21 protein-coding genes are annotated in these 21899 nt (G+C 65.2%); 1 reads left to right on the forward strand and 20 read right to left on the reverse strand.

Translation table 11 applies throughout. From position 1 onward, the window contains the following. Window positions 1-49 precede the first annotated feature (49 nt). From hflC to ndk, 13 genes are all read right to left on the reverse strand, one after another. On the reverse strand, window positions 50-940 hold the full coding sequence (gene hflC / locus CAL18_RS10455; RefSeq protein WP_026638312.1) for a protease modulator HflC: 891 nt from the start codon (window positions 938-940) through the stop codon (window positions 50-52). A 17-nt stretch (window positions 941-957) separates the two neighbouring features. Beyond that, entirely contained in the window at window positions 958-2247 is a 1290-nt protein-coding gene (gene hflK / locus CAL18_RS10460; protein ID WP_026638313.1) for an FtsH protease activity modulator HflK, read from the reverse strand. Continuing rightward, window positions 2213-3319 carry a GTPase HflX gene (hflX, locus tag CAL18_RS10465; protein WP_094817810.1) on the reverse strand — a complete coding sequence of 369 codons (1107 nt, stop codon included), beginning with the start codon at window positions 3317-3319 and terminating at the stop codon, window positions 2213-2215. The genes hflK and hflX overlap by 35 nt, the downstream gene beginning before the upstream one ends. Before the next feature lie 81 nt (window positions 3320-3400). Further along, window positions 3401-3637: an RNA chaperone Hfq gene (gene hfq / locus CAL18_RS10470; RefSeq protein WP_012248943.1), complete on the reverse strand. Its 237-nt coding sequence runs from the start codon at window positions 3635-3637 to the stop codon at window positions 3401-3403. Between the two features lie 200 nt (window positions 3638-3837). Then, window positions 3838-4908, reverse strand: a complete 1071-nt coding sequence (gene hisC / locus CAL18_RS10475) for a histidinol-phosphate transaminase (protein WP_026638315.1) — start codon at window positions 4906-4908, stop codon at window positions 3838-3840. A 3-nt stretch (window positions 4909-4911) separates the two neighbouring features. After that, entirely contained in the window at window positions 4912-6270 is a 1359-nt protein-coding gene (gene der / locus CAL18_RS10480; RefSeq protein ID WP_026638316.1) for a ribosome biogenesis GTPase Der, read from the reverse strand. 26 nt (window positions 6271-6296) lie between these two features. Continuing rightward, window positions 6297-7454, reverse strand: coding sequence for an outer membrane protein assembly factor BamB (gene bamB, locus CAL18_RS10485; protein ID WP_094817811.1), 1158 nt, complete (start codon window positions 7452-7454; stop codon window positions 6297-6299). 4 nt (window positions 7455-7458) lie between these two features. After that, entirely contained in the window at window positions 7459-8097 is a 639-nt protein-coding gene (locus tag CAL18_RS10490; RefSeq protein WP_026638318.1) for a YfgM family protein, read from the reverse strand. 1 nt (window position 8098) lies between these two features. Further along, on the reverse strand, window positions 8099-9391 hold the full coding sequence (gene hisS, locus CAL18_RS10495; RefSeq protein ID WP_026638319.1) for a histidine--tRNA ligase: 1293 nt from the start codon (window positions 9389-9391) through the stop codon (window positions 8099-8101). 59 nt (window positions 9392-9450) lie between these two features. Then, on the reverse strand, window positions 9451-10737 hold the full coding sequence (gene ispG / locus CAL18_RS10500; protein ID WP_094817812.1) for a flavodoxin-dependent (E)-4-hydroxy-3-methylbut-2-enyl-diphosphate synthase: 1287 nt from the start codon (window positions 10735-10737) through the stop codon (window positions 9451-9453). 11 nt (window positions 10738-10748) lie between these two features. Then, window positions 10749-11243 carry a helix-turn-helix domain-containing protein gene (locus tag CAL18_RS10505; RefSeq protein WP_026638321.1) on the reverse strand — a complete coding sequence of 165 codons (495 nt, stop codon included), beginning with the start codon at window positions 11241-11243 and terminating at the stop codon, window positions 10749-10751. Continuing rightward, window positions 11240-12382 carry a 23S rRNA (adenine(2503)-C(2))-methyltransferase RlmN gene (rlmN, locus tag CAL18_RS10510; RefSeq protein ID WP_026638322.1) on the reverse strand — a complete coding sequence of 381 codons (1143 nt, stop codon included), beginning with the start codon at window positions 12380-12382 and terminating at the stop codon, window positions 11240-11242. Before rlmN ends, CAL18_RS10505 begins: the two co-directional genes overlap by 4 nt. Window positions 12383-12409: 27 nt before the next feature. After that, window positions 12410-12835, reverse strand: coding sequence for a nucleoside-diphosphate kinase (gene ndk, locus CAL18_RS10515; RefSeq protein ID WP_026638323.1), 426 nt, complete (start codon window positions 12833-12835; stop codon window positions 12410-12412). A gap of 299 nt (window positions 12836-13134) precedes the next feature. Between ndk and CAL18_RS10520 the strand changes: the two genes are divergently transcribed. Further along, window positions 13135-16020, forward strand: a complete 2886-nt coding sequence (locus tag CAL18_RS10520; RefSeq protein ID WP_094817813.1) for a valine--tRNA ligase — start codon at window positions 13135-13137, stop codon at window positions 16018-16020. A 75-nt stretch (window positions 16021-16095) separates the two neighbouring features. On the opposite strand, the gene CAL18_RS10525 is transcribed toward CAL18_RS10520, so the two are convergent. The 7 genes from CAL18_RS10525 to rimM form a co-directional block, all read right to left on the reverse strand. Beyond that, a complete protein-coding gene (locus CAL18_RS10525; RefSeq protein ID WP_026638325.1) occupies window positions 16096-17385 on the reverse strand; it encodes an NAD(P)/FAD-dependent oxidoreductase in 1290 nt (429 codons plus the stop codon). A gap of 13 nt (window positions 17386-17398) precedes the next feature. Continuing rightward, window positions 17399-18130: an amino acid ABC transporter ATP-binding protein gene (locus tag CAL18_RS10530; RefSeq protein ID WP_026638326.1), complete on the reverse strand. Its 732-nt coding sequence runs from the start codon at window positions 18128-18130 to the stop codon at window positions 17399-17401. Then, on the reverse strand, window positions 18127-18780 hold the full coding sequence (locus tag CAL18_RS10535) for an amino acid ABC transporter permease (protein ID WP_026638327.1): 654 nt from the start codon (window positions 18778-18780) through the stop codon (window positions 18127-18129). Before CAL18_RS10535 ends, CAL18_RS10530 begins: the two co-directional genes overlap by 4 nt. Window positions 18781-18859: 79 nt before the next feature. After that, the gene (locus tag CAL18_RS10540; protein ID WP_026638328.1) at window positions 18860-19612 is read right to left on the reverse strand and encodes an ABC transporter substrate-binding protein; all 753 of its coding nucleotides are present in this window, start codon (window positions 19610-19612) and stop codon (window positions 18860-18862) included. Between the two features lie 75 nt (window positions 19613-19687). Continuing rightward, window positions 19688-20338 carry a helix-turn-helix domain-containing protein gene (locus tag CAL18_RS10545; protein WP_094796277.1) on the reverse strand — a complete coding sequence of 217 codons (651 nt, stop codon included), beginning with the start codon at window positions 20336-20338 and terminating at the stop codon, window positions 19688-19690. A 137-nt stretch (window positions 20339-20475) separates the two neighbouring features. Beyond that, complete coding sequence (trmD, locus tag CAL18_RS10550) at window positions 20476-21240, reverse strand: tRNA (guanosine(37)-N1)-methyltransferase TrmD (RefSeq protein WP_094796276.1); 765 nt, start codon at window positions 21238-21240, stop codon at window positions 20476-20478. Continuing rightward, complete coding sequence (gene rimM / locus CAL18_RS10555) at window positions 21240-21863, reverse strand: ribosome maturation factor RimM (protein ID WP_026638331.1); 624 nt, start codon at window positions 21861-21863, stop codon at window positions 21240-21242. The genes trmD and rimM overlap by 1 nt, the downstream gene beginning before the upstream one ends. Window positions 21864-21899: the final 36 nt, after the last annotated feature.

Consider the following 21899-nt stretch of genomic DNA (forward strand, 5'->3'; position numbering starts at 1 on the left):
ATGGACCGTTGCAGGGGCGCCCGCGCCGGCGCCCGCCTGCCGATGGGCCTTACTGGGCCGGCGCTGCCTTTGGTCCGGTGGAGTTCTTCATGAACTGGAAGTATTCGGAACTGGGGTCGACAACCAGCACGTCGCCGGAATTCGAGAACGTGGACCGATAGGCTTCGAGGCTCTTGTAGAACGAGTAGAAGTCGGGGTCTTTTCCAAAGGCCTCGGCATACAGGGCGCTGGCCTCGGCATCGCCCTGCCCCATGATGGCCTGGGCCTTTGCGTAGGCCTCGGCAAGGATGACCTCGCGCTGGCGGTCGGCCTCGGCACGGATTTTCTCGCTTTCGGCCGCACCGATCGAACGCAGTTCGTTGGCCACGCGGGTGCGCTCGGCCTCCATGCGCCGGTAGACGGATTCGGAGATCTCGGGCGCGAACTCGATACGGCGCAGGCGCACGTCGACCACCTCGACACCCAGCGGTTCGGCTCGCTTGGCCACCGTGGTGAGGATCTCGCTCATGATCTTGTCGCGCTCGGCCGACACGACTTCCTTGACGGTGCGCACGTTGACCGAGGCATTGAGCGCGTCGCGGATCTGGGCCTGCAGCCGCTCTTGGGCGGCGCGCTCGTTGCCGCCGAAAGTGACATAGTACAGGCGCGGGTCGGCGATGCGCCATTTGACGTACGAGTCGATGAGCAGGTTTTTCTTTTCGGACGTCTGGATGCGCTCGGCGTCGCTGGACTCGATGGTGAGGATGCGCTTGTCGAGCGTGACGACGTTCTGGAAAGGCGGCGGCGCCTTGAAATACAGGCCGGGCTCGCCGATGACCTTGCGGACCTCGCCCAGCGAGAACACCAGTGCGTAATCGCGCTCGCGCACGATGAACACCATGGACGACAAAGCGGCGACCACCAGCAGGAGGCCGACCAGGATAGGCATGAAACGTTGCATGATCTGGGCTTCTCCGGTTAGCGCGACAGGCGGTCGCGAGACAGCACGTTGCTGCCGCTGCCATTGTTGCCGGACGAGCTGGAGCCGGTATTGCGTGCGGGCGGTTGCGGAACGGCGGGCTGGCTTGCGCCAGGCAGCGCGGTGGGCTTGACCTGCACGTCACGGGCGGTTTGCTGCATGATCTTGTCGAGCGGCAGGTACAGCAGGTTGTTGCTGTCCTTGGTGTCGACCATGACCTTGCTGGCTCGCGAGAAGATCTGCTGCATGGTCTCGAGATACATGCGTTCGCGCATGATATCGGGAGCCTTCTGGTATTCGGCCAGGATGCTGGTGAAGCGCGCGGCGTCACCGCGGGCGTCGCCCAGGACCTTGGCCTTGTAGCCTTCGGCTTGTTCGGTCATGCGGGAAGCCTGGCCGCCCGCCATGGGGATGACCTGGTTGGCATAGGCCTGCCCTTCGTTGATCTGGCGTTCGCGATCCTGGCCTGCCTTGACGGCGTCGTCGAACGCGGCCTGCACCTGTTCGGGCGGCTGCACGTTCTGGATGGCCACGGTGCTGACCTGGATGCCGGACTTATAGCGGTCGAGAATCTGCTGCATCAGGTTCTGGACCTCGATGGCGACCTCGGTACGGCCTTCGTACAGGACGAAGTCCATGGGCTTCTTGCCAACGATTTCGCGCATGGCCGTTTCGGCGGCCTGGCGCACGGATTCGTCGGGATCGCGCATATTGAACAGGTAGTCCGGGGCGCCTTCGGCGCGCAGGCGATACTGCACGACGAATTGCATGTCGACGATGTTTTCGTCGGTGGTCAGCATGAGCGCTTCGGGCAACACCTTGTTGCGCGAGCCGCCACGGAAACCCACTTCGAAGGTACGCAGCTGCGAAATGTTGACCGTCTCGGCGTTCTGGATGGGGTACGGCAGGCGCCACTGGAAGCCTGGGGGCTTGGTGCTTTGGTACTTGCCGAATTGCGTGACGACGGCAACCTGGCCTTCCTGGACGATGTAGAAGCCGCTGGCCAGCCACAGCAGCACCAGCACCAGCGCCACCACGCCCATCCCGATGCGGGTGCCGCGTGGCGACGGCGGAGTCATTCCGCCGCGATTGCCGGGCCGGCCGTTGCCGCCCCCGCCCTTGCGTCCGAAAAGGGACCCGATGCGGTTGTTGAAGTCGCGCCAGACCTCGTCGAGATCGGGAGGGCCGTCGTTGTTGCCCCGGGGGCGTCTGGGCGGCTCGGAACCATTATTGTTGCCGCGACCCCAGCCCGGGTCATTCAGATTGAAGAGTTTGGTGATTCGAGGCATTGTTTCCCACAATCTGGCCGATCTCTGCAATTGCCCCGCGCAACGCATCCAGACCGGCGCGCTCGGTAGCGCTTACGAATACTCGCGCAATCGTACCATGCGCGTTACGTTCTACCCGGGGGGCCAGGCCCGCCCGGTCGATCTTGTTGTGCACCAGAATCGTGGGGATGGAGCCTGCCCCGATCTCGGCCAGCACTTTATTGACTTCGGCGATCTGTTCGTCGCGCTGCGGGCTGGCTGCGTCGACCACGTGCAGCAGCAGATCTGCATGGATGGTTTCTTCGAGCGTGGCCCGGAATGCGGCGATCAGGTTGGGAGGCAGGTCGCGGATGAACCCCACCGTGTCGGACAACACCACGGAGCCGGTGCCCTCGATCCAGATGCGCCGGGTGGTGGTGTCCAGCGTGGCGAACAACTGGTCGGCCGCATACGCGCCCGAGCGCGTCAGGGCGTTGAACAACGTGGATTTGCCGGCGTTGGTGTACCCGACCAGGGACACCGACAGCGCACCGCCGCGCGCACGGGCGCGCCGCTGGGTGACCCGCTGCCGTTCGACGCGGTCCAGCCGCTCGCGCAGCACCCTGACCTTGGCGCCGATCATGCGGCGGTCCATTTCGAGCTGCGACTCGCCCGGCCCGCGCATGCCGATGCCGCCACGCTGACGTTCAAGGTGGGTCCAGAGGCGGGTCAGTCGCGTAACCAGATGCTGCAACTGGGCCAGCTCGACCTGCAGCTTGCCCTCGTGGCTCTTGGCCCGCAGGGCGAAAATATCGAGGATGAGCGCCACGCGGTCAACGACACGCAAGTTGAACTCGCGTTCGAGGTTGCGCTGCTGGGCGGGTGACAAAGGCTGGTCGAACAGGATGATGTCGGCCAGCAGAGCGCCGGCCATGGCCACGGCTTCCTGGACCTTGCCCGAACCGATGAAGAACTTGGCGTCGGGACGGTCACGGCGGGCGGTGACGGTGCCCACGATCTCGGCGCCGGCGCCCCGCGCCAGCATGGCGAATTCTTCGGCGTGCGCCGTGAAATCGGGATTGCCCAGGTCGACACTGATGATCAGCGCACGCATGCGAGCACCCCTTTACAGCGAAAATGCCCGCCGACACGTGCCGTGCGGCGGGCAGAAAATGGTACAGCCGGAGCCTGGAAGTTATTCAGCGGGAACATCCACCTGGAAATTGACGGCGCGCGCCGGAACGACGGTAGAAATGGCATGCTTGTAGACCATCTGCGTGACGGTGTTGCGCAGCAGCACTACGTATTGATCGAAAGATTCGATTTGCCCTTGCAGCTTGATGCCGTTTACCAGATAGATGGACACAGGCACGTGTTCTTTACGCAGCGTGTTCAAAAACGGATCTTGCAGAGTTTGCCCTTTATTGCTCATTGGCCAGGCTCCAATTGTTTGTTTTGAGTGGTGGCAGACGCCGAGATATGTACTCTACAGGGTTTTCCCGCCCTGTGCCACTTGCCCTGCCGGGCAAATTCTTTCATAAGGTGTCTGGCAAGACATGGAGCAATGCCGCGCCCGCCGTGGCTGCTGTATGGCCGGCCGCTGACGGGATGCACGCGGGATTGCCGGCATGCTCAGGCAAGGATGGCCCGCAAGGCCTCGACCAGGCGCGAGCATTGCGTTTCGGTGCCGACCGTAATGCGCAGGAACTGGTCGATGCGCGGGTGCGAGAAATGGCGCACGATGATATTGCGGTCGCGCAGCGCGGCGGCCAACCCGGCCCCGTCATGGCCGGGATGGCGCGCGAATACGAAGTTGGCGGCAGACGGCAGCACCTGGAAGCCCAGTTCCTGCAGTTGCCCCGCCAGCTTTTCGCGTATGGCAATGACGGCCTGGCGCGTGCGCTCGAAATAGGCCGTATCTTCGATGGCCGCCACCGCGCCTGCCTCGGCGAGGCGGTCGATGGGATAGGAATTGAAGCTGTTCTTGACCCGCTCGAGGGCCTCGATGAGAACCCGGCTGCCGATCGCGAAACCGACGCGCAGGCCCGCCAGCGCACGCGATTTGGACAATGTCTGGATAACCAGCAGGTTGTCGTAGCGAGAAACCAGCCCCACCGCCGACTCGGCGCCGAAATCGACGTAGGCTTCGTCCACGACCACGACGATGTCGGGGTTGCCGGCCACGACGCGTTCGACATCGGCCAGCGGCAACGCCCGTCCGGTAGGCGCGTTGGGATTCGGGAAGATGATGCCGCCGGCCTGGCGCCCGGATTCCGGCAGGTAGTCTTGCACGTTGATGTCGAAATCTTCGGTCAGGGGCACGGCTTGCCCCGTGATCTGGTACAGCCCGCAATACACCGGATAGAAACTATAGGTGATGTCGGGATAGAGCAGCGGGCCGTCGTGCTTGAGCAGCGCCTGAAAGGCATGCGCCAGCACTTCGTCGGAGCCGTTGCCAACGAACACCTGTTCGGGCTGGACCTTGAAGTTGGCGGCGATGGCCTGGCGCAGGCGGTCGGAGGATGGATCCGGATACAGCTTGAGCGAATCGTCGCAGGCTGCCCGCAGCGCCTGCAGCACTTTGGGCGAGGGACCGAACGGATGCTCGTTGGTGTTCAGCTTGACCAGGTCTTGCAGCTTGGGCTGTTCGCCCGGCACATAGGGACTGAGTGTCCCGACGATGGGACTCCAGTAGCGGCTCATGGATCAGTTTTCCTGCGCGTAAGGATTGCGCGATGATTTGAATTCGATGCGCAGCGGCGTGCCGGCCAGCTTGAAAGCCGCGCGGAAACGCGTTTCGAGATAGCGGCGGTATGAATCGGGAATGGCGTCGAGCGCATTGCCGTGAATGACCACCAGCGGCGGGTTCTGGCCGCCCTGGTGCGCGTAGCGCATCTTGGGCCTGAAGATACCCTTGCGGGGAGGCGGTTGCTGCTCGACGGCGGCCTGCAGTTCGCGGGTCAGGCGCGGAGTGGACAGCTTGGCAAAGGCTGCGGCATGCGCCGCGACCACCGACTTGAGCAACGGCTTGACCCCCTGCCCCTTGAGCGCCGAGATCGTGTGCACCGGGGCGAACGACAGGAACCTCAGCTTGCGCTGGAACTCGCGTTCGATGCGCTCGCGCTGGTCGGCGTCGAGCCCGTCCCACTTGTTGATGGCGACGACGACCGCGCGCCCGGTTTCGAGCACGAAACCGGCAATATGCGCATCCTGCTCGGACACTTCTGCCTGGGCATCAAGCATCAGCAGCACGACGTTGCTGGCCTCGATGGCCTGCAGGGTCTTGATGACCGAAAATTTCTCGACCGCCTCGAAGACCTTGCCGCGGCGGCGCAGCCCGGCCGTGTCGATGAGCGTGTACTTGCGGCCGTCGCGCTCGAAATCGATTTCGATGGCGTCGCGCGTCGTGCCGGGCAGGTCGAACGCAATGACGCGCTCTTCGCCCATCAAGGTATTGATGAGCGTGGACTTGCCCACGTTGGGGCGCCCCACGATGGCGAGCTTGATGCGGTGGTCCACCGGCTGATCGGGGTCGGCGTCCTGGTCGGGCGCCTGGGCCGGCTCGCCCAGGCCTTGCAGCGCGGTTTCGATGAGACTGACAATGCCGTCGCCGTGCGCGGCCGAAATGGGATGCGGGGTGCCCAGCCCGAGTTCGTGGAATTCGCCGGTGGCGCTGCCCACGCCCATGCCTTCGGCCTTGTTGACCGCGAGCACCACGCGCTGCTGGCCGGTTTTGCGCAACAGCTGGGCAATTTCGTGGTCGTGCGCGTTGACGCCGGCCCGGGCATCCACCAGGAACACCACAACGTCGGCCTCGGCAATGGCCTGGCGGGTCTGCCTTGCCATTTCGCGCAGGATGCCCGTCTTGGCCACCGGCTCGAAACCGCCCGTATCGATGACGATGAACGGCGTTTCGCCCACGCGGCCCTCGCCGTAGTGGCGGTCGCGCGTCAGGCCGGAGTAGTCGGCAACCAGCGCTGCGCGCGAACGCGTCAGGCGGTTGAAGAGCGTCGACTTGCCCACATTGGGGCGACCGACCAGAGCAACGACAGGCTTGAAAGACACGGTGTGGACGGGCAGTAGAAAAGTTGTTAATTAGTGCCGATCAGCACGATATTGCCATTGCCGGTCTGCACCAGCACGCCCTGCGGCGTGCTTTGCAAAGGCGAGACAATGGCGTCGCCGCCCACCGACAGGCGAGCCAGCAGGCTGCCGTCGCTGCGCGACAGGAAATGCACATAGCCGTCGAAATCACCGACCGCGATGGCATCGCCCAACGGCGCGGGCGACGTCAACCGACGATTCTTCAGGGCGGCCTGCTTCCAGACGTTTACACCGCTGTCCAGCGCAAAGGCGCTGACGACCCCGTGCTGGTCGGGGGCATACGCGAATTGATTGTCGAGCGCCATGCCGCTGGCGCTGGAGAAATCCTTGGCCCACAGCGGGCGTCCGCCCTGCGTGACATCGAAGCAGACGATGCGGCCCTGGTACGCGACCGCGCACAGCAGATTGCCGGCCACGCGAGGCGCGCCCACGACATCGGTCAGGCGTTCGAGGTCGCTGGCGCCGCGCGGCGTGGCCACGGTGCCTTCCCATTGCACGTTGCCGCTGCCGACGTTGATGGCGAGCAGCTTGCCTCCCGGCAGGCCCGTAATGACCAGGCCCTCGGCCATGATCATCTGCGCATTGCCGTGCAGCGCCAGCGCCGGGCCCGGGCGCTGCAGGCTCCAGAGACGCTCGCCGGTTTCGACATTGAAGGCCTGGATACGATAGTCGCCGCTGCGTACCACCACCGCGCCATAACCCACTACCGGGGGAATGGATACGTCGCTGGATGCCTGCGCCTTCCATTTGACTTTGCCCGTGTCGTCGAAGGCGATGACTTCGCCCAGGGGCGAGGCAACCACGCTGGTGGTGCCGTCGCTGCCGACGCCGGCCGACAGCCGGGTGTCGGCTGATGCTTTCCAGAGGGCGCGGCCGCTGGCCAGATCGAGCTTGGCGACCGAGCCGTTGGGCGTTGCCGCATATACCGCGTCGCCGACCACGGCCGGCACAAATCCGTACCCCGAGCCGCTGCCCACCGACGTGGACCAGATGGTGCGCACCGACATGCCTGGGGCGTAGTCGGTAAGCGGCGCCGGATCGTAGCGGTCGTCGTCGCTGGAGAACATCGAGCAGCCGGCCAGCGCGAAAACGCTGGCTGCCAGGGCTATGCCGCGCAACACGCGGCCGGGGCGGAATTTACGCATACGTTCAGGCTCCGCTGAGGGCGTCCAGTTTCAATTGCACGACTTGCCGCAGAGGATCGGCGGCGGAGAACCCATCGAGCGCGGCCGTCCATGCCTTGCGGGCCTCTTCGTGCTTGCCCTGGGCGGCCAGGACATCGCCGCGGCGATCGGCAAACAGCGCCGCAAACGCCGCCGGCGGATTATCGAGCTGCGCCAGGGCGGCGTCGTACTGCTTCTGGTCGAGCAACAGGCCGGCCAGGCGCACGCGCGCGACGGGCTGCAAGGCGGCATGACCGGACTGCGCGGCAAGCCATTCGAGTTGCTCGCGCGCGGCCGCGACGTCGCCCTGTTGCTCGAGCGCGCGGGCGGCCACCAGCGCGCCGCGGGCAGCGTAGCCCGTGGCGGCGTAATCGCTGCGCAGCGTGGCGGCAGCCGCCTTGATGCGCACCACGGAATCTGCGCCCCCCAGGCGAGCGGCATCTTCAAGGGCTTCGAAGTAGCCCATTGCCTGATTGGCCCGGTGCGCCTGATAGGCCTTCCAGCCCGTCCAGCCGCCCCAGGCAACCAGGACGACGGTTGCCAGCGTAAGCACCAGCGTCCCGTAGCGCGCCCACCAGGCCTTGATTGCGTCGAGTTTTTCCTGTTCTTCGAGATCGTATGCCATGCTAACCCTTGGATTTCAAAACGTCGGCCAGTTGGTCCAGCGGGACCTGTTGCTGGGCGCCCTCGCCCGCTGCATCGGCGCGCAGGAACTTCACGCTCGCGGCGCCGGCGGCCAATTCATCGGTGCCAAGAATAACCGCAACCCGGGCCCCGCTGGCGTCGGCGCGCTTGAATTGCGACTTGAAGCCCGACGAGCCGGCATGCACGATGACCGACAAGCCGGCGTCGCGCAGTTGCTCGCCCACGCGCGCGGCGGCCCGTTGCGCCTGGTCGCCCTGGTGCACCACATAGACATCGCACTCGGGCGCAGACGCCGACGCGGACGGGCAGACCTGCTGCCAGAGGTCGAGCAGCCGTTCCATGCCGATGGCGAAGCCCACGGCAGGCGCGGGCTTGCCGCCCAGCAGTTCGACCAGTCCGTCGTAGCGGCCGCCGCCGCACACCGTGCCCTGCGCGCCCAGGCGGTCGGTGACCCATTCGAAAACCGTAAGGTTGTAGTAATCGAGACCGCGCACCAGCCGGGGGTTGAGACGGTATTCGATGCCGGCGTCGGCCAGCAACTGGCACAGGCCATCGAAATGCGCCCGCGATTCGTCTCCAAGGAAGTCGAACAGGCGCGGCGCACTATCGGCCATTTCCTGCATGGCGGGGTTCTTGGTGTCGAGAACGCGCAACGGATTGGAGTACATGCGCCGCTGCCCGTCGTCGTCGAGAATGTCGCGGTGGCGCTCCAGGTGTTCGATCAGCGCCGCGCGATGGGCGGCGCGTTCGCTGGCCTGCCCCAGTGAATTCAGTTCCAGACGAATATCGGTCAGGCCCAGCAGCTTCCAGAGGCGGGCCAGCATGACGATAAGCTCGGCGTCGACGTCGGGCCCGGCAAAACCCAGCGCCTCGACGTCGATCTGATGAAACTGGCGATAGCGGCCGCGCTGGGGGCGCTCGTGGCGAAACACCGGGCCGATGCTGTAGACGCGTTGCGGCCGGTCGTACAGCAAATTGTGTTCGATGGCGGCGCGGACCACGCCAGCGGTCATTTCGGGCCGCATGGTCAGCGAGTCGCCATTGAGCGCGTCGGTGAAGGTGTACATCTCTTTTTCGACGATGTCGGTGACTTCGCCGATGCCGCGCGCGAACAGGCGGGTATGCTCGAGCACGGGGGTGCGCAGGTTGCGATAACCGTAGCCATGCAGCCACCGGCGCACGAGTTCTTCGAATTTTTCCCAGCGTGCGCCGTCGCCGGGCAGTATGTCGTTCATGCCGCGTATCGCGGCGACCTTCTGGAAAGCTTGCGTCATTTTCTTCATGCCGCAATGGCTCGCGCCATGGCGCGCGCCTTGCGGTTCAGCCTTTGTTTTCAGTGGGTGGCCTGCGCACCGTAACGGCGCGCGACGTAGTCTTCGACAATGTTCTGGAACTCTTCGGCGATGCGGTCGCCCTTGAGGGTAACCGTGCGTTCGCCATCGATGAACACCGGCGCTGCGGGAACCTCGCCGGTACCCGGCAGGCTGATGCCGATATCGGCATGCCGGCTCTCGCCGGGACCGTTGACCACGCAGCCCATGACCGCGACGTTCATGGATTCGACGCCGGGGTAGCGGGCGCGCCACACCGGCATCTGGCGCCGCAGGTACGACTGGATGCTGTCGGCGAGCTCCTGGAAGAAGGTGCTGCTGGTGCGGCCGCACCCCGGGCAGGCGACCACCATGGGCGTGAACGCGCGCAGGTTCATGGTCTGCAGGATTTCCTGGGCCACGATGACCTCGCGGGCGCGGTCGCCGCCGGGCTCGGGGGTGAGGGAAATCCGGATGGTGTCGCCTATGCCCTGCTGCAGCAGCACCGCAAGCGCGGCCGTGGATGCGACGATGCCCTTGCTGCCCATGCCGGCTTCGGTGAGCCCGAGATGCAAGGGGTAGTCGCAGCGCGCAGACAAGTCGCGATACACGGCGATAAGGTCTTGCACGTGGCTGACCTTGCACGACAGGATGATGGCGTCGCCGCGCAGCCCGAGTTCTTCGGCGCGCCGTGCATTGCTGATGGCCGACACCACCAGGGCATCGCGCATCACCGCCTGCGCTTCCCAGGGCTGCGCGCGCCGGCTGTTCTCGTCCATTTTGCGCGCCATGAGCTCGTGGTCGAGGCTGCCCCAGTTGACCCCGATGCGCACCGGTTTGTCGTACCGGCAGGCCACTTCGATCATTTGCGCGAAGTTATCGTCGCGCCGTTTACCGCCGCCCATATTGCCGGGGTTGATGCGGTACTTGGAAAGCGCCCGGGCGCAATCGGGAAACTGGGTGAGCAGCTTGTGCCCGTTGTAGTGAAAGTCGCCGACCAGCGGCACGGACACTCCCATGCGGTCGAGCTGTTCGCGGATTGCGATGACTTCGCGCGCGGCCTCGGGCGTGTTGACCGTGATGCGCACCAGCTCGGACCCGGCCTGCGCGAGCTCTTTGACCTGGATGGCGGTGGCGATGGCATCGGCGGTGTCGGTGTTGGTCATGGATTGCACCACGACCGGCGCCGCGCCGCCGATGACCACCTGATGCTCGCCCCACTTGACCGTTACCGGGCGCGTAGGCCGGCGCGGCGCGGCGCCCACTGCGGGCAGCGGGGCATCTTGGCAGGGCGGAGACAACTCTTGCATGCGAGTACGGGTTACGTGTTTGCCGGCGAGGACCAGGAGCCGGGCAACCAATCGGCGGGCAACCAGCCCTGCCAGAATGCGTAGGCCAGCAACGCCGCCAGCAGCGCCAGGATGATCAGCAGCCAGCCCCACGACATGCCCGCGCGGTCGTCATCGTGCGGATGGACCGGCACGGCCATGGGGCGTGTACGAGGACTGGGCGCGGGCGGCGGCCCTATCTGGGCTTCGAGCGAGGCCACGATGGCGGTCGCGTCGGCGCCCAGCAGCCGGGCGTAGCTGCGGATGAGCCCGCGCAGCGACACACCGCCGGGCAGCTTGTCCCATTGCTCGTTTTCCAGCGCCTGGATCTGGCGCGAGGAGAACTTGATGCGGCTGGACACTTCGTCGAGCGACCAACCCTTGGCCAGGCGAAGCGCCTGCAGGGCCTGGCCCACCGTGGGAGCCTGGGCCTGCGCCTGGACGGGGGACTCGCTTGCGAGAACAGCCGAATCAGCCTGCTGCGTCATGCCTGCACCTGTGCAATGGGAATGGTACGGCCGGCGTTACGCAGAGCCACACGCGTGCGGTCGCGGACTTCGCCGGCCAACTGGCCGCAGGCGGCGTCGATGTCGTCGCCGCGCGTCTTGCGTACCGTAGTGACGATGCCCGCGTCCATCAGCCGCTGCGCGAACACGCGCACGCGCGCCGCCGGAGACCGCTTCAGGCCCGAAGCCGGAAACGGATTGAAGGGAATCAGGTTGAGCTTGCAATGCACCTGCCGCGCCACCTGGATCAACGCCTTGGCGTGCTCGTCGGTATCGTTGATGCCGTCGAGCATGCAGTATTCGAAGGTGATGAAATCGCGCGGCGCGCTGGCCAGGTAGCGTTCGCACGCGGCCAGCAGTTCGGCAAGCGGGTATTTCTTGTTGAGCGGCACCAGCTCGTCGCGCAGCGCATCGGTGGGCGCGTGCAGCGACACCGCCAGCGCAACCGGGCAGTCGCGCGACAGGCGGTCCATCATGGGAACCACCCCCGATGTGGACACCGTGACACGACGGCGCGACAGGCCATAGGCATTGTCGTCGAGCATCAGGCGCAGTGCGGGCAGCAACTGGTCGTAGTTGAGCAGCGGTTCGCCCATGCCCATCATCACGACATTGCTGATCACGCGCGTGTCGCTCGAGGCGGCGCCGCCCAGCCGCGCGGTGCCGGCATCGGCCTGCAGCACCCGTTTGGCCCACCACAGCTGCCCGATGATTTCGCTGGACGTAAGGTTGCGGTTGAACCCCTGGTGGCCGGTGGAGCAGAAACGGCAATTGACGGCGCAGCCCGCCTGGCTGGACACGCACAGGGTGCCGCGGTCGTCTTCGGGGATGAACACCGTTTCGATGGCATTGCCCTGTCCGACGTCGAACAGCCATTTGCGCGTGCCGTCGGACGAGCGCTGCTCGGTATTGACCGGCAGCGCCTGGATACTGCAACGTTGCGCCAGTTGCCCGCGGAATTCGCGGGCAAGGTCGGTCATGACATCGAACGAATCGGCGCCGCGCTGGTGTATCCAGCGCTGCAACTGGCGGGCGCGAAACGGCTTGCCGCCCCACTGCCCGACCAGCTCGGACAGCGCGGCGCCATCAAGGCCCAACAGGTTCACGCGTTCGGTTTCCATGACAAGCATCCGGCGCAACGGCCCGGATCAACGGCTGTGGATGTTGATTTCGGGGAAGAAGAACGCCACTTCGACGGCAGCCGTTTCGGGCGCATCGGAGCCGTGCACGGCGTTGGCGTCGATGCTGTCGGCGAAGTCGGCGCGGATCGTGCCGGGAGCAGCCTTCTTGGGATCGGTGGCGCCCATCAGGTCGCGGTTTTTCTGGATGGCGCCTTCGCCTTCGAGCACTTGCACGAACACGGGGCCCGAAACCATGAAGTCGACCAGATCCTTGAAGAAGGGGCGTTCTTTGTGCACGGCATAGAAGCGTTCGGCGTCGGTGCGCGACAGTTGCTGCAGGCGCGCGGCGATGACCTTCAGGCCGGCGTTTTCAAAGCGTGCGACGATCTGGCCGATGACGTTCTTGGCGACGGCGTCGGGCTTGATGATCGAGAGAGTGCGTTCGACGGACATGGATGCTCCAAACTTTGGATATGACTGTATTGCAGTAGGTGGATGCACGCCGCCGCGGCGCGCCGCATCGTGACGAACTGCACGCGGGCCGCCCCCGGCGCTGCGTTCCGGGACTGGATTCGAGACTGGACCTTGCCGGATGGTTCCGGCGACCGCCGTTTTCTTAATAAAAACAGGGACTTCTGAAAGGTTTACAGTAACCCGGCATTCTAACACGCCGTCAAGTCAGCAATACATCTTAAAATTGCTGGTTTGCCTGGCCGCATATTGGCCTGCCCCCGTTTTCGCCGGAACCCGTAATGACCGAAGCAGCAGCCCAACCCTCGCCCGATACCGACTCCACCGAACTGTCGAAAAGCTTCGAGCCCGCCGCGCTCGAGGCGCAGTGGTATGCCGAATGGGAGCGGCGCGGCTATTTCGCCGCAGGCCAGCACGTAAAAACAGGGACCGACCCCCAGCCTTACGTGATCCAGTTTCCTCCGCCCAACGTCACGGGCACCCTGCACATGGGCCATGCGTTCAACCAGACCATCATGGACGGGCTGATCCGCTACCATCGCATGCGCGGCGACGACACCGTGTTCGTGCCGGGCACCGACCATGCCGGCATCGCCACCCAGATCGTCGTGGAACGCCGGCTGGACGCCGAGAACCTGTCGCGCCACGACCTGGGCCGCGAGAAGTTCATCGAGAAGGTCTGGGAATGGAAAGAGCAATCGGGCAGCACCATTACCAGCCAGGTGCGGCGGCTGGGCGCCTCGGCCGACTGGCCCCGCGAATATTTCACCATGGACGAGCGCATGTCGCGCGGCGTGGTCGAGACTTTCGTGCGCCTGTACCAGCAGGGCCTGATCTATCGCGGCAAGCGCCTGGTCAACTGGGACCCGAAGCTGCTGACCGCCGTTTCCGACCTGGAGGTGCAATCCGAAGAGGTCGACGGCCATATGTGGCATATCCTGTACCCGTTTGTGGACGGGCCGCAGACTATCGTCGACAAGGACGGCCAGGCGGTCACGCTGCGCGGCATGACCATTGCCACCACCCGGCCCGAGACGATGCTGGCCGACGGCGCGCTGTGCGTGCACCCTGACGACCCGCGCTACGCCCACCTGGTGGGCAAGATGGTCGAACTGCCGCTGTGCGACCGCAATATCCCCATCATCGCGGACGATTTCGTCGACCCCGAGTTCGGCACCGGCTGCGTGAAGATCACCGGCGCCCACGATTTCAACGACTACGCCTGCGCCCTGCGCCACGATCTGCCCATGATCGTGATCTTTACGCCGGACGCCCACATCAACGAGAACGGCCCCGCGCAGTTCCGGGGGCTGGAACGCTACGAGGCGCGCAAGGCGGTGGTGGCCGAACTCGAGGCACAGAATTACCTGGTGAAGGTCGAGCCCCACAAGATGATGCAGCCCAAGGGCGATCGAACCGGCGTGGTGCTAGAACCCATGCTGACCGACCAATGGTTCGTGGCCATGAGCAAGCCGGCGCCCGAGGGCACCCTGCATCCCGGCAAAAGCATTACCCAGGTGGCGCTGGACGTCGTGGCCGACGGCCGCATTACGTTCTACCCGGAGAACTGGACCACCATCTACAACCAGTGGCTCAATAACATCCAGGACTGGTGTATTTCGCGGCAACTGTGGTGGGGCCACCAGATCCCCGCCTGGTACTCGGAAAACGGCCAGGTGTTCGTGGCGCATTCCGAAGCCGAAGCGCAGGAGCAGGCCCGTGCCGCGGGCGTGACGGGGCCGCTGACGCGGGACCCCGACGTGCTGGATACCTGGTTCTCGTCGGCGCTGGTGCCGTTCACGACCCTGGGCTGGCCCGAACAGACCGCCGAGCTGCAGCGCTACCTGCCGTCCAGCGTGCTGGTCACCGGTTTCGACATCATCTTTTTCTGGGTGGCGCGCATGGTCATGATGACCACGCACCTGACCGGCCAGATTCCGTTCAAGCACGTGTATGTGCACGGCCTGATCCGCGATGCGGACGGCCAGAAGATGAGCAAGTCCAAGGGCAACACGCTGGACCCGGTAGACCTGATCGACGGCATCGACCTGGAAGGCCTGGTGGCCAAGCGCACCTATGGCCTGATGAATCCCAAGCAGGCCGGGTCCATTGAAAAGGCAACGCGCCGCCAGTACCCCGATGGCATTCCCGCCTTCGGCACCGACGCGCTGCGCTTCACGATGGCAGCCTACGCCACGCTGGGACGCAACATCAACTTCGACCTGAAGCGCTGCGAGGGATACCGCAACTTCTGCAACAAGCTGTGGAACGCCACCCGCTATGTGCTGATGAACACCGAAGGCCACGAACTGGGCGGCGATCAACCCGTCGAGCTGTCGTTCGCGGACCGCTGGATCGTCAGCCAGTTGCAGCGCCTGGAGGCCGACGTGGCTCGCGGCTTTGCCGACTACCGGTTCGACAACGTGGCCAACGCCCTGTACCGCTATGTGTGGGACGAATACTGCGATTGGTACGTCGAGCTGGCCAAGGTACAGATCCAGCAGGGAACGCCGGCGCAGCAGCTGGGCACCCGCCGCACGCTGATTCGCGTGCTGGAAGCCGTGCTGCGGCTGGCGCATCCGATCATTCCGTTCATTACCGAAGCGCTGTGGCAGAAGGTGTCGGTGGTGGCTGGCAAACGCCAGCCCGGCGCGGCCGACAGCGTCAGCGTCCAGCCGTACCCCCAGAGCAACCCGGACGCCATCGACCCGGCCGCCGAGGCCGACGTGGCCGAACTGAAGGCGCAGGTCGAAGCCGTGCGCGCCTTGCGCGGCGAAATGGGCCTTTCTCCGGCCCAGCGGGTGCCGCTGGTGGCGCAAGGCAACGCGGCCGTGCTGAGCCGCAACGGCCCGTACCTGGCCGCGCTGGCCAAGCTGAGCCAGGTCGACGTGGTGTCCGCCTTGCCCGACGCCGGGGCGCCGGTTCAGGTAGTGGGCGACGCACGCCTGATGCTGCACGTGGAAATCGACGTGGCTGCCGAGCAGGCCCGGCTCGACAAGGAAATCGCGCGCCTGCAGGCCGAGGTTGCAAAGGCCAGCGGCAAACTGGGCAATGCCAGTTTCGTCGAGCGCGCCCCGGCGGCCGTGGTCGAACAGGAAAAGGCCCGGCTCGCGCAGTTCAATGAAACCCTGGCCCGGGTGCGCGAGCAGCGCGCCAAGCTCGGCTGAGACGGCCGGCCGCGCCGCCGTTGCATGCGGCGGCGCGCAAATAGCCGCGCGCCCCGGCGCGCGCCGGCTGGCGCCCTATACCCCGCCGTCGTTCATGCGATACCAAGCCACCACGGCGTTCACATAGACGCGCCGCAACGGGTACAGCGGAAAACCCTTGATCGGCGTGATCGGCACCGGCAAGGCGTCGGCGCCCTCGCCCGCCGTGTAGGCGGCGAGGGCCTTGCCCATGGCCGTCTGCAGGCCTACGCCGCGCCCCTGGCACCCAATATCGATAAGCAGGCCCGGCTGGGGCTCGTGCAGGTGGGGCAGATAATCGCGCGTGACGGCGACCCGCCCGCACCAGCGATATTCAAACGGCACACCGGCCGCCTGGGGGAAAAGCTTGCCAACCACCCGCTCGAGATGGGCCCAGTCCTGCTGGCCCTTCGGCTCACGGAACGGGCCGCGCCCGCCCATGAGCAGGCGGCCCTGGTGGTCGAGCCGGAAATAGAGCAGCAGGTTGCGCGTGTCGGAACATACCTGCCCTTGCGGCAGTATGGCGGCCCGCGCTGCCTCGGGCAACGGCCGCGTGGCCACCTGGAAGGTGTTGGCGTCGATGATCGACTGCTGCAGCCCCGGCCACAGGCTCGCGCCATACGCATTCGTGCACATGACCACCCGCTGCGCCTGCACGCTGCCGCCGCCGGCCGTGGTGGCCGTCCATTGGCCGCCGTCGCGCTGCAGGCCCGTCACGGGCGTATCGGTATGCAGGCGCGCGCCGGCCGCCTGCGCGGCCCGCGCCAGGCCGCGCACATAGCTCAGCGGCTGGATAGAGCCGGCGCGCGGGTCGAGCCACCCGCCCAGGTAGCGGTCGGTGCCCAGCAGTTGCGCCACTTGCTGACGGTCCAGCATCTGCGCCTGGACGCCGTGGCGCGCCCACTGTTCGGCGCGCCGCTGCGCGAGCTGCAGCGCCTCGCCGGTATGCGCGCCCTGTATCCATCCGGCCCGCCGCCGCGGCACGTCCATGCCATGGCGCTCGATCAGCCCGAACACCATGTCGGCAGTGCCGCCGGCAAAGCGGATCAGGCGCTCGCCGTGTTCGGGCCCGTACATCTTGAGGAGATCATCGGGATCGTGCTTGAGTCCGGGAATCACCTGCCCGCCATTGCGCCCCGACCCGCCAAAGCCGATTTCCCGGGCTTCGAGCAGCACGGTGTCGACGCCGCGTTCGGCCAGGTGCAGCGCCGTGCTGAGCCCGGCATACCCGCCTCCGATGACCAGTACGTCGGCGCGCGCAGAGCCTTGCAGTGGCGCGGTTTCGGGCGGCTCGGCGGCGGTGGCGGCCCATAGCGAATGTGACAGCGGATATGGCGCTTGCGCCATGATGCGAGGCTCCTTACATGGGATGCAGGACGCGATGCAGGAAATCCTGCGTGCGCGGATGCTGCGGTTGGTTCAATACATCGCGCGCGGCGCCCTGCTCTACCACCACGCCGCCATCAATGAACAGCACGCGATCGGCGACTTCACGCGCAAAACTCATTTCGTGAGTCACCACGACCATGGTCATGCCCTCTTCGGCAAGCTTGCGCATCACGCCCAACACATCTCCCACCAGTTCGGGATCGAGGGCGGAGGTAGGCTCGTCGAACAGGATCGCCTTGGGCTGCATGGCCAGGGCGCGCGCGATCGCGACGCGCTGCTGCTGGCCACCCGACAGCTGCGGCGGATGCGTATGCTCCTTGTCCGCCAGCCCCACGCTGGCCAACAGTTCGCGACCACGCTCGACAGCCTGCGAACGCGGCTCTTTCTTGACATATACGGGGCCTTCAATCACGTTTTCCAGCGCGGTACGGTGGGGAAACAGATTGAACCGCTGGAACACCATGGAAACCTGCGTGCGGATGGAGACGATGGACGGCGCGTCGCAGTCGACCTTCTCGCCGTCGATGGTGATGCTGCCGCCGTCGTAGCGCTCCAGCCCGTTGATGCAACGCAGTATCGTCGACTTGCCGGAACCCGAAGGCCCGATGATGCAGACGACTTCACCCTTGCTGACTTCGGCATCGATACCTTTGAGCACTTCGAGCTTGCCAAAGCTCTTGCGTACGTCTTTGAGCAGAATCATTTGGCAGTGCTCCTTTTTTCGAGGTGCCGGACCAACAGAATAAGCGGCACGCACATCACCAGGTACATCAGCGCCACCAGCGAAAATACGGTGGCATTCTTGAAGGTAGACACCGCGATCAGCTTGCCCTGCAGAGCCAGCTCGGCCACCGTGATGGTGGACGCCTGAGACGAGTCCTTCAGCATCATGATCATGATGTTGCCGTACGGCGGCAGCACGATCTTCACCGCCTGTGGGAGCACGACGCGGCGCATAGTCATGCTCCAGCTCATGCCCATGGCCATGGCCGCCTCGATCTGGCCGCGGTCGATGGCTTCGATGCCGGCCCGGAAGTTCTCGGCCTGGTAAGCCGAATATGCGATGCCCAGGCCGATGATGGCTGCCTGCACGGCGGTCATGGCGATGCCCATGTCGGGCATCACAAAGTAAATATAGAAAAGCAGCACGATGATGGGGATGCCGCGCAGCACGTTGATCATGCCCGCACTGAACTTGGCCAGCGGCTTGATTCCGGACACCCGCATCAGCGCCCACACCAAGCCCAGCACGGTAGACAGTAAAAGCGAGCCCAGGGTAACCAGTATGGTCAGCTTGGCCCCTTGCAGCAGGATCGGCAGGAACTCGCGCGCATCGTTAAAAAATTCCATCATCGTTGGGTCCATCCAATTCGGTAGCCTGAATCAAGCCGGCGGCCGGTTACGGCCGCCGGCGGGCGCTGGCGTAGAGGGTTCAATCCGCCAGGTTCCACTTTTTCAAGATGCCGTCGATGGTGCCGTCGGACTTCAGTTTCTCGAGCGCCTTGTTGATCTTCGCCAGCAGCTCAGTGTCGTCCTGGCGCGTGGCAATGCCCAGGCTGCCCACGACCGTGGGCTCATAGCTCTTGGCCATCTTCAGGTTGGGATACGCGCCCTTGGCGATGATGCTGGCCGCGATGGGATAGTCCATGAAACCGCCCTGTATGCGGCCCGCGTTGGCATCGCGCATCATGTCGGGCGGATTGTCGTAGAGCTTGACCTCTTTGAAGACACCGCTTTTCTGGATGGGCTCGACAAACGCAGTGCCCACCTGCACGCCTACGGTCATGCCTTTCATGTCGGCGAACGACTTGTATTCCTTGTCGTCGTCCTTGGGCACCATGAACCCTTCGCCATAGCGGTATACAGGCTCGGAGAAACTGACAACCTTCTTGCGGGGCTCGGTAATGAACATGGCCGCCGAGATCAGGTCGATGCGCTTGGATGTCAGCGAGCCGATCAGCGCCGAGAACGCCATGGGCTCGATCTGCACCTCGAACCCGGCCTCTTTGCCCACGGCACGGATGATGTCCACCATGACACCTTCAATGGTGTTGGTTTTGGTGTCCAGGAAGGTGAATGGGCTGCCGGTAGGCGTAGAGCCGACCTTGAGCACGGTTTGCGCCTGGGCTGCGCTGCCCAGAGCCAGGGTGGCGGCCAGAGCGGCCAGCAGGATTTTCAGTTTCATGTGTGTTCCCCTACGGTGCTGTTGTGAAAGTCAAAGCGCGCCGCGCGTGCGCCGGGCCTGGCGCACGCGCGCGGATTATGAAGTGTCCTCCTTGAGGTCGATGCGGCTGATCGCCCAGATGACGTCCGTCACCTCCGGGCCGGGATTGCGCCACCGCCGCGGCGTGCGGCTGGCATAACGGAAGCTGTCGCCCGCGTGCAGCAGCAAGGCCCGGTCTTCGAGCCAGAGCTCAAGCGTGCCTCGCAGCACCAGGCCGATCTGTTCGCCCATGCTGGTGAAAAACAGGTCGTCCCCGGTCGAGCCACCTGGCGCGATGCGCGCCCGGCATAGGTCCAGCGAGCGGCCCGTGGGCGGCGTGTACATCTCTTTCCAGATGCCCTTGTCGTGCAATTCGATGCGCCGATGCGAGCCGGCTCGCGCCACGTGGCCCGCCGCTTCGCCATCGGCCAGATCGGCCCCGCGCAACAAGGAATCTACGGGTACGCCGAACTGGTCGGCCAACAGACTGAGCAGCTTGACCGACGGCGAACTCAGCCCGCGCTCGACCTGGCTGAGCAATCCCACGGACATGCCGCAGGCCTTGGCCACCTGTACCAGCGACAGGCCATGCTGCTTGCGCAGCTGGCGCAACTGCTGGCCCAGCCAGAAATCGATAACCGACGCAGGCTGCGGCGCGTCAGGCACAGGGGCTGACGGGTCCGGCATGCTGGCGGCCAACTTGGGCATATGAAAATTTCACAGGGAAATAATTTTCAAAATGCTAGCAGGGCACGCAGCGGCCGGCCATGGGGACTTCCCTAGCAGCGGAAATGAAACAATATTGCGGGCGGCGCCCCGCCGGCAAGGGAAGGCCGGCGGAAAATCTACCCGCTATTCAGAGAGGCCAGGAACCGTTCGTCGGCCTTGCTCAGCCAGCCATTACGGCGAGCGCGCTCGATGAGTTCGGGCCGGCGGGCGGCTGTCAGGCGCAACGACTGCTCGCGCCGCCAGCGCGCGATGTTGGCGTGGTGCCCACTGAGCAGTTCGGAGGGCACCGCGTGGCCGTCGTAGATTTCGGGGCGGGTGTAGTGAGGACTGTCGAGCAGGCCCGACAAGTTGTCGTTGAAGGAATCCTGCAGCGCCGAGTCGCCGTCGTTGAGGACGCCCGGCAGCAAGCGGATGGCGGCATCCATGACGGCCAGCGCCGCGATCTCGCCGCCTGAAAGGACGAAGTCGCCAAGCGAGATCTCGTCCGTGACGCACCGATCGATGAAGCGCTGGTCGATACCTTCGTAGCGGCCGCAGATCAGCACGGCACCCTGACCCGACGCCAGGGATTGGGCGGCTTGCTGGTCGTAACGCCGCCCGGTGGGCGACAGCAGCACCACGGGCGCCCTGTCCAGGCCCTGGCCTGCGCGGGCCGCTTGCGCCGCCGTTACGGCGGCTTCGAGCGGCTCGGCCATCATGACCATGCCAGGGCCGCCGCCGTAGGGGCGGTCGTCGACGGTGCGATGCACGTCGTGGGTGTAGTCGCGGGGATTCCAGGTGTGCAGGGCCCACAGGCCCTGCACATGTGCCCGGCCGGTGACGCCGAGGTCGCGCACGGTTCCGAACATGTCCGGAAAGAGCGTGACGACGTCGAAACGCATCAGAATTCCGTGGGCCAGTTGCTGTCGATACGGCGCGCGGCGAGGTCCACCGACAAGATATGCGCGCCGACGAAAGGCACCAGCATTTCGAGTGGACGCCCCTTGGCGTCGAGACGAGGCTCGGGCTCGCCGCCCGGCGCGGGCGCGCGCTGCAGCAAGACGCGCAGGATGGCGTGAGCGCCGTTATCGAAGACTTCTTCGACCGTGCCCACGCGTGCGGGCTCGCCTTCGGCATTGGTATAGAACGCGCAGCCGATGAGATCGACCCAGTAGTATTCGTCTTCGCCAGCAGCGGGGAACAGGCTGCGCGACACCTTGACCGCGTATCCGCGCAAGGATTCGGCCTGGTCGCGGTCGGCGATGCCTTGCAGTTGGGCGACAACGGTAGCGCCATGTGCGCGCGCCTGCTCCACCTTGTATGCAGCAGGCGCAGACGCAACAACGCCTCGCGCCGATTCAGGAGCGAGGCGAGTCAGCCACCAGGTAGACGACCGGAGCAGCACATCAGACTGGGCTGAATGCGGCTGCACCTTGACCCAGCCCTTGATGCCATAGGCCCCAACGATGCGGCCCAGCTCGACCAGGTCGCCGGGTACCGCGCTTGACGTTGCAGTATCAGGCATGCAGCCGGCCGATACGGCGTGGGGTTACGCCTGGCG

Origin of the sequence: Bordetella genomosp. 7 (genome assembly GCF_002261415.1) — a bacterium.
Taxonomy (GTDB): Bacteria; Pseudomonadota; Gammaproteobacteria; order Burkholderiales; family Burkholderiaceae_B; genus Bordetella_A.

Bases quoted from the DNA above. Each gene is read 5' to 3' on its own strand.
- hflC (WP_026638312.1), bottom strand. From the start codon at position 940: ATGCAACGTTTCATGCCTATCCTGGTCGGCCTCCTGCTGGTGGTCGCC.
- hflK (WP_026638313.1), bottom strand. From the start codon at position 2,247: ATGCCTCGAATCACCAAACTCTTCAATCTGAATGACCCGGGCTGGGGT.
- hflX (WP_094817810.1), bottom strand. From the start codon at position 3,319: ATGCGTGCGCTGATCATCAGTGTCGACCTGGGCAATCCCGATTTCACG.
- hfq (WP_012248943.1), bottom strand. From the start codon at position 3,637: ATGAGCAATAAAGGGCAAACTCTGCAAGATCCGTTTTTGAACACGCTG.
- hisC (WP_026638315.1), bottom strand. From the start codon at position 4,908: ATGAGCCGCTACTGGAGTCCCATCGTCGGGACACTCAGTCCCTATGTG.
- bamB (WP_094817811.1), bottom strand. From the start codon at position 7,454: ATGCGTAAATTCCGCCCCGGCCGCGTGTTGCGCGGCATAGCCCTGGCA.
- CAL18_RS10490 (WP_026638318.1), bottom strand. From the start codon at position 8,097: ATGGCATACGATCTCGAAGAACAGGAAAAACTCGACGCAATCAAGGCC.
- hisS (WP_026638319.1), bottom strand. From the start codon at position 9,391: ATGACGCAAGCTTTCCAGAAGGTCGCCGCGATACGCGGCATGAACGAC.
- ispG (WP_094817812.1), bottom strand. From the start codon at position 10,737: ATGCAAGAGTTGTCTCCGCCCTGCCAAGATGCCCCGCTGCCCGCAGTG.
- CAL18_RS10505 (WP_026638321.1), bottom strand. From the start codon at position 11,243: ATGACGCAGCAGGCTGATTCGGCTGTTCTCGCAAGCGAGTCCCCCGTC.
- rlmN (WP_026638322.1), bottom strand. From the start codon at position 12,382: ATGGAAACCGAACGCGTGAACCTGTTGGGCCTTGATGGCGCCGCGCTG.
- ndk (WP_026638323.1), bottom strand. From the start codon at position 12,835: ATGTCCGTCGAACGCACTCTCTCGATCATCAAGCCCGACGCCGTCGCC.
- CAL18_RS10520 (WP_094817813.1), top strand. From the start codon at position 13,135: ATGACCGAAGCAGCAGCCCAACCCTCGCCCGATACCGACTCCACCGAA.
- CAL18_RS10525 (WP_026638325.1), bottom strand. From the start codon at position 17,385: ATGGCGCAAGCGCCATATCCGCTGTCACATTCGCTATGGGCCGCCACC.
- CAL18_RS10530 (WP_026638326.1), bottom strand. From the start codon at position 18,130: ATGATTCTGCTCAAAGACGTACGCAAGAGCTTTGGCAAGCTCGAAGTG.
- CAL18_RS10535 (WP_026638327.1), bottom strand. From the start codon at position 18,780: ATGATGGAATTTTTTAACGATGCGCGCGAGTTCCTGCCGATCCTGCTG.
- CAL18_RS10540 (WP_026638328.1), bottom strand. From the start codon at position 19,612: ATGAAACTGAAAATCCTGCTGGCCGCTCTGGCCGCCACCCTGGCTCTG.
- CAL18_RS10545 (WP_094796277.1), bottom strand. From the start codon at position 20,338: ATGCCCAAGTTGGCCGCCAGCATGCCGGACCCGTCAGCCCCTGTGCCT.
- trmD (WP_094796276.1), bottom strand. From the start codon at position 21,240: ATGCGTTTCGACGTCGTCACGCTCTTTCCGGACATGTTCGGAACCGTG.
- rimM (WP_026638331.1), bottom strand. From the start codon at position 21,863: ATGCCTGATACTGCAACGTCAAGCGCGGTACCCGGCGACCTGGTCGAG.